The sequence below is a fragment of the Methanospirillum sp. genome (assembly GCF_028679455.1).
GTDB lineage: Archaea > Halobacteriota > Methanomicrobia > Methanomicrobiales > Methanospirillaceae > Methanospirillum.
Genome location: NZ_JAJRBM010000272.1, coordinates 1 through 4,542 on the forward strand (window position 1 = coordinate 1; position 4,542 = coordinate 4,542).

Below are 4,542 nucleotides of genomic sequence, written 5' to 3' on the forward strand. Positions count from 1 at the left end.
ATACTCTGTTCAGGCAGAGACAGGGTTTACTCTTATACCGATACCTCTGATGATTGAGATTAGCCGTGTTAATTCATAATTGGTAAATAGAGAGAGGATAAGAACTGCCATACAGAAACACGTAAGGTACGATTCATGACCAGCCAACTCTATGCAAAGATATTGATCGCAACAGATGGATCCGACCGGAATAAAACCGCAATCGAAGAAGGCCTTCGAATCGCCCGAATGTGTGGATCGATAATATTCGCAGTTCATGTGATGGATACCCGCAGGTTTGATGCCTCTCCTACTGATGCGATAATGGCTGATCCAAGGCCGGTAATGCAGAAGCAGGCAGAAGATGCATTAGCGATAGTCAGCACCGCTGCCCAGGGAATCACCGTAGAAACAGCAGTTCTTGAGGGAAAACCCGATGTTGAGATTGTCAGATATGCCGAAGAAAATGGGGTTGATCTAATCGTTATCGGGACACATGCAAAACGAGGTTTTGAACGATTGCTCCTTGGCAGCGTTGCAGAACAGGTTCTCCGATCAACATCATGTAAGGTTCTTGTCGTGAAATGATCATGCTTTATGACTTTCCCCGGTGACTGTGGATTCATTAGGAGAATCTGATAACCGATCATCGGTTTTTATCTCCCTGATCATGTCTTTCTCCTGACAATTATTATCAGAACCTTATTCTGGCTCTCATGAACCTGAGTGATACTGAATATCAGTCAAGGTGGGTTGTTCACCGCTTATGGCCTGTTACCCGGTTCTTTTCACCGCTACGGTTACGATAAATGTCCTGTTCTTATATACGATATCAACATCTGAAAAACCGGCATCAGAAAGCCATGCAAGTTGGAGCGAGAGTTTTTTATTCTTATCCAACTGGTCTCTTCGGGTCAGGATCTTCTCACGCTCCTGTTCGCCCAAACGCCCTGCCCTGAGAAATTCATTCCAATATGTCAGATATCGTTCACGAAAGTACCGAGTCTCGCCATCGGCCTGATCTGCATTAACAAACATTCCTCCTGGTGTCAATGAGTGAAATATTTTCGAGAATAACTGACGTTTCTGATCAGGACCAAGATGGTGGATGGAAAGAGCCGAACAGACAATATCATACGGTCCGTCTGGGAGAGGTCCGGTATAATCGCTAACCACATAAGTGATATTATTTCTATCAGTAAATCTCTGCCTGGCAACATTCAGCATCTGTTCAGAAAAATCCATCAGTGTAATGGCGCCATCTGGATATTTTTGCAACAGGAATGCACTCAGGAGGCCTGTTCCGGCGCCTATATCAAGGATCTTTGGCGGAAGGCGGGGAGAATCGGCAGCCCAGACTGCGGTGTAATAGAACTGCTGCATATCAGGGATCACATACTCCCGTTGTCTGTCATATTCCTGTGCAAACGCATCAAATGCTTTCCGTACATGTTCCATTCTCTTTTTGACTCCCAAGGTTGTGACTGTTCAAATCCTGTTATATGTATTAAGTCCGGATAAAAATCCTCTTTGGTTTTTTACCTGCGATTATACGGTGGCTCGATATCGGGCAATCATATCTGAATTGGTTGGAGTATGTGTTCAGGTACTACTCAGGTTCACCTTCCTCCTATACTATGACTGCTGGAAATTCGGGCTTTTTCATACTATCCCGATTTGGTATAAAGTAGATCATTTTTCAGATACATGTCTTTAAAAATGAGTTTCCTGGTTTATCATGCTTAAGATCATGAATTTTAATTATCTAACAAAAAGAAGATGTTATTAATCATAAGATTCTATCTAGTTGATAGAATGCGGTGCATAATACATGCCTAAAAAAGTATTTTTCTGTATTGGGACTCATGACATGAGTGATCTCAGGATCAATGTAGTGCGATCGCACAAACTTACCCATGATAATCATGGAGGGTACTTCTCCCCTTTTATTTGGGAATCTGCAGCAAAGGCGGGGGATGATGGGATAAAAAAGATGATCGATGCCCAGATACAGGATTCATCTGCTTCTGTGGTCCTGATTGGTACCAATACCTACGACCAACGGTGGGTGAAGTATGAAATATTCAGGAGTATGAGGAAGGGAAACAAATTACTGGGAATTCATATTAATGGCATTGAAGGACGGGACGGACGAGGAAAATCACTAGGTCCGAATCCCTTTAGTTATCTTGGTTTTATGTATAGTGCAGATGGTACTGAAATAATCCCTCATGAATATCGGGATGAGATATGGGTACCGTTTTCGGATATGCCTCCTTATAAAATAAAAGAAGTTCCCGAACAGCACCGCAATAAGATTATAACCCTTACCAAGATTGCGAAAACATACAACTGGGTTGTCGACAAAGGGGCACTGAACTTTCCGCAATGGATCTCATAATCGCAAGTTAGTGATCAATTGCCGGCTCACAATCGGGATGCTATGAGTATACATTTGCAGAGCTGATCTGAATTTCAAAAATGAAATCTCAATGGGTAGGTACATAATTTGAACCTGAAGACTTTCCTCGTCTGGAAAAACAGCAGATTTCTCTTAATTATGGGTCAAACCGCTATCATTAATACTTTACATCACCAGTAAAGAATATGGAACGTTTACTAAGGGTAGTACTTGTGATGTCTCTTTGCCTGTTTGTCATCCCGTTCGCACTTGCAGAAACTGCTGCAAATGCCACGGGCTCGTCAGTCAGTGATGTCACGAAAATGACCCCCTCATTTGAAACAATTCCCGCGGTCTCAGTAGCAATCACTCCAGCCGCTGCTAATGTATCCTTTGCAGCAATTCCAAAGGCAGATGTAGCAATCACTCCGGTCGCTGCTAATGTATCCTTTGCAGCAATTTCAACTGCTGGTGTCAATGTCACTCCGGCTGCACCCAAGGTAACTGCAGCTCCGACCACGGCAGTCAATGTCACTCCGGTTGAAGCAAAAATAACTGCAGTTCCAACTAAGGCAGTTAATGCCACCCCAGTTGAAGCAAAAGTAACTGCAACTCCAACCAAGGCTGTCAATGCTACTCCGGTAGAAGCAAAAGAGACTGTTATCACCAATACAACAGAGTCTGTCAACTCTTCAGCAGTAAAGCAGTAAGATATTTCTTCTTTTTTTTCTTTTCTGATAGGTTACTGGGTATCTCTGGATTTTATTGAGATCTCATACATTCAGTAAACTCCGGAACCATATGCAAATGAATATGCACCTTTTCGGTTTGATATACTAGATGAGGTACTGCTATCAGTACCTGAATCAATCAATTGATGGTGATCTGTGATAATGCAAAAAAACCTAAGCATTCTTGAACTGACAATTCTCATCGGATCCTTAACATTATTGGTAATGTCGTGCGGAGTGTCTGCAGAGGATCTATCCACCTCAAACCAGAGTACAATCCTTGTATCATCTACGGGTTCTGCGTCTGATGGATCAGTCATAATTCTCCCTTCTCCTGATCATTCGGTCTCTGTAACCCTTGATGCAACTTTAGCTGATCGCCGTTCTGTAAGAGATTATCAGGATACTCCGATAACAAAGCAGGAACTCTCAAACCTTCTCTGGGCTGCCCAGGGTATCACCGATAGCCAGAAAGGGAAGCGTACTGCTCCATCGGGACAGATGATTTATCCAATAACCCTGCATGTAATACTATCCAGAGGTGTCGATATACTTCCCGGGGTATATGCATACCATGCTTCAGAGCATCAGCTGATCAAAGAGATGGATGAAACAGGAAAACAGGGAGTTATTGATATACTGGCACAGAAGAGTGTGAAATCTGCACCCGCCTGTGTGGTATTGAGTGGGAATTACACCCCGTATCAGAAATTTGGAACCGATATGGCAAACCAGAGTATGTACCTGGAAGGTGGCCATATCGCACAAAATTTCCTGTTGGAACTGAATGCTCTCAAGCTTGCAGGGGTTCCCTTCTCAGGATTTAATTCCGAAGATGTAGGGAAAGCACTACGTCTTGATTCTGATCACCCGGTTATCTATGCAATAGCCTTTGGAACCGCGGTATAAATCCCCAGTAATTTTTTATTTCGTTTTTCCGGTTCTACTGTGCAGATTTTTTGGATACTGCATACGAAATGTTGAATCACAATTCGCATGTGATACCCGCGCTTTGGGTAGAAAACGGTAACAGTTTGAGATCAGATCCGGTTATGTCAGTCTTTTTCGTGTCTTGCCATTTGGAAGAAATATCAACGAGCTACACTCGGTATCATGCATAGTTCTGTTGAAACCGGGATATGCTGGCTGATCGTTACTGAAATGGATCCTCCCTATCAGGATCTGAAGATGAACTCCGGATAATTCCGATACTTTTATATCTGGTTGTAGATTGGTTATCCGATATAATAATAAATCCATAATAATTATGGATATATCAGGGGGTATGGATGGATCAGAATGTCAGTTTGCAATTTTCAGAGAATGATCTGGAAATTTCGAGAATTTTGACCGATGTGGGGTTAAAAAATAATGAGGCACGGGTTCTGGTTGTCATGTTTAAGGGGTATGATCTCACCTCACGTGAGATCG

The 4,542-nt window shown here is 42.8% G+C and carries 5 protein-coding genes; 4 read left to right on the forward strand and 1 reads right to left on the reverse strand.

Going from position 1 to position 4,542, the window contains the following annotated elements; genetic code table 11:
- The first annotated feature begins 135 nt into the window (after nt 1-135).
- Nucleotides 136-567, forward strand: a complete 432-nt coding sequence (locus LUQ50_RS09185) for a universal stress protein (protein WP_300039421.1) — start codon at nt 136-138, stop codon at nt 565-567.
- A 186-nt stretch (nt 568-753) separates the two neighbouring features.
- Here LUQ50_RS09185 and LUQ50_RS09190 read toward each other — a convergent pair whose 3' ends face one another.
- Nucleotides 754-1,437: a class I SAM-dependent methyltransferase gene (locus LUQ50_RS09190; protein WP_300039423.1), complete on the reverse strand. Its 684-nt coding sequence runs from the start codon at nt 1,435-1,437 to the stop codon at nt 754-756.
- 373 nt (nt 1,438-1,810) lie between these two features.
- On the opposite strand from LUQ50_RS09190, the gene LUQ50_RS09195 reads away from it, so the two are divergent.
- From LUQ50_RS09195 to LUQ50_RS09205, 3 genes are all read left to right on the forward strand, one after another.
- The gene (locus tag LUQ50_RS09195; RefSeq protein WP_300039425.1) at nt 1,811-2,380 is read left to right on the forward strand and encodes a TIR domain-containing protein; all 570 of its coding nucleotides are present in this window, start codon (nt 1,811-1,813) and stop codon (nt 2,378-2,380) included.
- 206 nt (nt 2,381-2,586) lie between these two features.
- Nucleotides 2,587-3,090 (forward strand): hypothetical protein, encoded by a 504-nt coding sequence (locus LUQ50_RS09200; protein WP_300039427.1) that lies wholly within the window; start codon nt 2,587-2,589, stop codon nt 3,088-3,090.
- A gap of 183 nt (nt 3,091-3,273) precedes the next feature.
- Nucleotides 3,274-4,020 carry a SagB/ThcOx family dehydrogenase gene (locus LUQ50_RS09205; protein ID WP_300039429.1) on the forward strand — a complete coding sequence of 249 codons (747 nt, stop codon included), beginning with the start codon at nt 3,274-3,276 and terminating at the stop codon, nt 4,018-4,020.
- Nucleotides 4,021-4,542: the final 522 nt, after the last annotated feature.